The organism is Acinetobacter sp. AOR01_HL (genome assembly GCF_027855455.1).
Lineage (GTDB): Bacteria > Pseudomonadota > Gammaproteobacteria > Pseudomonadales > Moraxellaceae > Acinetobacter > Acinetobacter baumannii.
This window is the reverse complement of record NZ_JAKTIM010000002.1, coordinates 1-4,093: the sequence shown is the minus strand read 5'-3', so window position 1 is coordinate 4,093 and position 4,093 is coordinate 1. Positions and strand designations below refer to the sequence as shown.

Genomic DNA, 4,093 nt, shown 5'->3' with positions numbered 1-4,093 from the left:
GAGGGCGTATAGAAATGGTCGCCTCATTGACAAAAAACCCCGCTAACGCGGGGCTTTAGTCAATGAACAAGGCAAGTAACATAATGCCGTATTATGCGAACTCTCAGAGCTTAATTATTTGACTTCATTTTCATCAATTGGATCATCGCCTCGTAGAGCAGACCAAGTATAGTAATAGCTCATAACTACAAAGAATATGCTAAGAACTATAATCCCAAAAATTTGCCAAGCTGCCATATTTTACTAACCCCATTAAAAATCAATTATAAAATCTCTTGTTCCGTACCCATGAAACAAACGTAAATGCTTCACCAATTGACCAAATTGTAATGTTCTTCCGCAATACTGGCATTGAGTGTAAGTCGATATATTATCACGTAAAAAGCCGTAGACTACGCCTTGCGACCCCTGCGCACAGCTTCGGGGACTCGCAATTCCCCTGAACGACTTTTTATTGTTACTGCTACGGTAGAACATATAGACGGTCTTTAGTAATCAAAGAAGAAGTTTTCAAATTAAGCCTTGTGCTTTAGCTGCCTGATATTTAGCAATAAATTCAGCGTCATATTCTTGAGTCTGGGGCTGATTAACTACTTGATGTACTTGCTGAGGTTGATTGATAAAACCTTGTGATTGAGGCTTAAAGTAGTTGTAAGGGCGATCATTATCTTCTATCAGTTTTTTACAATCAGATTGGCTAATATCACGCAAAATAGTCCCTTGCTCAGTGTATGCAACATATCGGGAACCCTTCTTCATACAACCAGAAAAAACGGGCTTTGACGTAATCTCATAGCTAATTTGACTAGCATCAACATCATAAGGCTTATTAGGATTGTACTTAATAGAAATAGACTGCATGTCATTCTGTGTTTTCATTAGGTTTTCCTGATCTCTCTTAGCTTTATATTCAGGGTCTAAACCTTCCTTACACATCTCAGCAGACCAACCGAGTTGTTTTACACATTCATCTACCTTCTTTTGCAACGGATCGGCAGCTTTAGGAATCTCTGCTTTAATTGTTTTAGGCTCTTCTTTTTGCGAATCTTGTTGCTTTATATAGAAATAGCCAAATGCACATATTGCAAGAATTAGCATCCAAATCCCTTGTACCATTTTTGCAGGCAATTTAATTTTGCCATGAGTATCAGCACCACCTTTTGACGAGGTATACATGCTGAATAAATGTTTTGGGTACGTGAATGTACCAGTATCTTCTGCATCTGCTTTAACTGACTTAGTATTCGGGTTCAACTGGTGATACTTCCATAACCACCAAGTTGCCATTTTCATACCCATTGGGCGATGCAAGTGATAATGCATCCCAACCATGTCTAAAACGTCTGCATTCAACAAACGTGGGGCTTGAGTGATGAAAATAATATCCAAGAACTCAGCATGTCTGTGCGTCTGTAAAAACTCTACTTCTGGATGGTTTTCATTCTTAACCGGATGCTTATATTTTTTTGAAAAGTGGCTAATCTTTTGAGCTTCATCAATCACAACTAAAGATCGTGCCGGATAGTCTTCAAAACTAGACTTTAAAGGTTGTGCAGTGTCTAGTTTTAACCCTTCAATATTTGAGAATATATTCCACGGTTCTGCCTCATTTGCACGTGCAAATATCTCTTTGACAGCCCATAAAGTTTTCCCCGAGCCAGGTGTGGCAGTAATTAAATAAATCATTATTTTTTATCCTAATTCTTCGAAAGTGCAAGTGAAGAACTTGCAATAATTGCTCTAGCAATAAATGCCGAAAAAATAATTGAAACGCATTTATCTAGACCAGCTACCCCAACAAGACCAGCTAGATTTCCGACCGCAAAAAAGTCAGACATAAAGCGATCTAATAAATAATTAACGACCGTTAAAACAATCGTAGAAGACACCAGAGAAATTCCCGCACCCGCTAGTAAACGTCTAAGAAAACCTGAAGCAAGAATTTCACCTATAAACTTGAATAAATTACCCACCTTTAGCTGCTCCTATAACGATATAGGCTGCATAGATGTACGAACATGCAATCAATGCAGGTTTAGCCAATTCAAGGATTGAGCAAACAGGTTCAAGGCTTAAAGAAAATGATGTTGTAACACCAAGCACACTAATGGTTTGAGGCTCAGGCGTAGGACATTTATCGTCTACAGAAAATCTATTTGCATTGAATACAGAGAAATCAAAAGTACGTTTATCTTCTGTATCAATCTTAGTTTCATCTGCTGTGTAAGGCTTGGTTTCTCTATTAAGCCAGTCATCCCACTTCTGGAACTTCTCAACGAATAACTTAGGAAAATTAATTGCAGCATTCGCAGCTTGACAGACAGTCGGTGCCCACTCACAGAACACTGGAAAGTTAATTGTTATGTCAGTCGGTGGCGCTTTAGGTGCTGTAGGATCATCGGGATTTGCTTGAGGTACGGCTTGCCCTTGAGCCGTATTCGAAGTTGGAATAGCTTGTGAGTTATTTAACTGATTAGTTATATCTGTAGCAGGAACAATCTGTCTTTCTTCATCTTCCAGTGCAGTATCAGCAACAGATGAAACATAGGCTTTACCTTCTGCTTTATCTGCAACCGCATCAGACATAATTTGAGAAGCTACAGCAGCGTAAGGAAGCGTTCTTTCTTCCTCAGTAGGTGAAGCATTAGGATCATAATTTGTATTTACATATCGATACAAAGTTAGAGTTGTTTTACTGCCATCGCGTGACATAGGACAAGCCAAATTTCCCGAAGATTGAGCTACACAGCCATCATTCGTCCAACCATTTGGTATACCCATTTCAGTTGCAACAATGTTACAAGTGGCTATAGATGAACAAAAATTAGTGAGTGTGGAATCAGCATAATAATATTGTGCATAAGGAGGTATGCTACGAGGATCATTAATTACTTTATATTTAACCTGATTGTTAGCAGGATCCATCGTATAATCAACAGCACCAATCAATGCTTTAATTGCAACATCTACAGCTAAAACAGCACCAGTTCTTACAATCATTTTTGCAACTTGTGCAGCGGTAGGCGTAATAGCAGCAGCACCAGTAGCAGCATAGTTTTTACCATTCAAAACTACGTTTTTTGCCCCGTCATAGAATGTCGTTGCACCTTGTACAAGTCGTTTAGTAACGGACCAACCCTCGCCCGCAACAGTAGTTGCATTTGCTGCCTGTAAAAAGATGAAGTTAGGTGCAAGAGCAACCAGTAACGAGAGCAAAAATATATTTATTCTGTGGATCATAGTTATTTCCTGAATAGCAAGTAAATGACTACCGTCATTAAGATCAAGTAAAAGAAACCAAACGACATTTAAGACCCCCTGAAACAGATTCGGGAGCCGAAGCTCCCGATCTTATTAATACCTATTAGGTACGATTGAATGCTTGTTTTACATAGCCCCAAACGACCATAGTCGCTTGCGGTACGATCTTAGCTGCACCAATTACCCCAATTACTGCTACAGCACCCCCAATAACGGCAGTACCTGCTGAAACGTCTAAATCCGCAGCTAAAGCAGCGTTAGACAATGCAGCAGTACCTACAGCAAGAACTACCTTCTCAGAAGTAGTTAAAGGACGTTTAGCTTGTTGGTTTTGGTTTTTTTGTTCCATGGTTTTTACCCCTTTTTAAACATGTCGCTAACCATATTGGCTACCCAAACGCTAGCGAACACTACTAGTATTTGACTGAGCAAAACATTTGCATCAGTCACGGAAATGTTCAAAAGATCGAAATCCTCTTTTGCAACATATGTGACACACGTTGTCTGATTGTTTACTTGTGCAATCTCTTTACAAACGTATGTCGTCATTCTTATTACCCCTACTAAAAGAGCCACTGGCCACGCTTAAAAAGCGTTCCCCAAAGCCAGTGGAATCCTATTTACACTTATAAAAATGGATGCAGTAACTAGAATGTTTTGTAAACTTTTTACCGCACTTCTTGAATGTATAAACATATTCTGTCATAGTTAAAATACACGTAAGTTATTGATTTTTAACATATTATACATTATACGAACAATCGTATAATTCACCATTAAGCCTTTGATTCCATTGGGTTTTTCTTCGGTAATGGCTTAACACTGAAAATTT

At 38.8% G+C, this 4,093-nt stretch carries 4 protein-coding genes; all 4 read right to left on the bottom strand.

Going from position 1 to position 4,093, the window contains the following annotated elements; all coding sequences use genetic code 11:
• Positions 1–510: 510 nt before the first annotated feature.
• Positions 511–1,686 (bottom strand): zonular occludens toxin domain-containing protein, encoded by a 1,176-nt coding sequence (locus tag MKL62_RS00180; protein ID WP_123090758.1) that lies wholly within the window; start codon positions 1,684–1,686, stop codon positions 511–513.
• 11 nt (positions 1,687–1,697) lie between these two features.
• Positions 1,698–1,973: a DUF2523 family protein gene (locus tag MKL62_RS00175; RefSeq protein WP_038405577.1), complete on the bottom strand. Its 276-nt coding sequence runs from the start codon at positions 1,971–1,973 to the stop codon at positions 1,698–1,700.
• A complete protein-coding gene (locus MKL62_RS00170; protein ID WP_123090759.1) occupies positions 1,966–3,240 on the bottom strand; it encodes a virulence factor TspB C-terminal domain-related protein in 1,275 nt (424 codons plus the stop codon). Before MKL62_RS00170 ends, MKL62_RS00175 begins: the two co-directional genes overlap by 8 nt.
• 124 nt (positions 3,241–3,364) lie before the next feature.
• Positions 3,365–3,610, bottom strand: coding sequence for a hypothetical protein (locus MKL62_RS00165; RefSeq protein WP_038405575.1), 246 nt, complete (start codon positions 3,608–3,610; stop codon positions 3,365–3,367).
• Positions 3,611–4,093 lie beyond the last annotated feature (483 nt).

What these genes read in the sequence shown, in the direction of transcription:
- MKL62_RS00180 (WP_123090758.1), bottom strand. Translation starts at nt 1,686, where the DNA reads ATGATTTATTTAATTACTGCCACACCTGGCTCGGGGAAAACTTTATGG.
- MKL62_RS00170 (WP_123090759.1), bottom strand. Translation starts at nt 3,240, where the DNA reads ATGATCCACAGAATAAATATATTTTTGCTCTCGTTACTGGTTGCTCTT.
- MKL62_RS00165 (WP_038405575.1), bottom strand. Translation starts at nt 3,610, where the DNA reads ATGGAACAAAAAAACCAAAACCAACAAGCTAAACGTCCTTTAACTACT.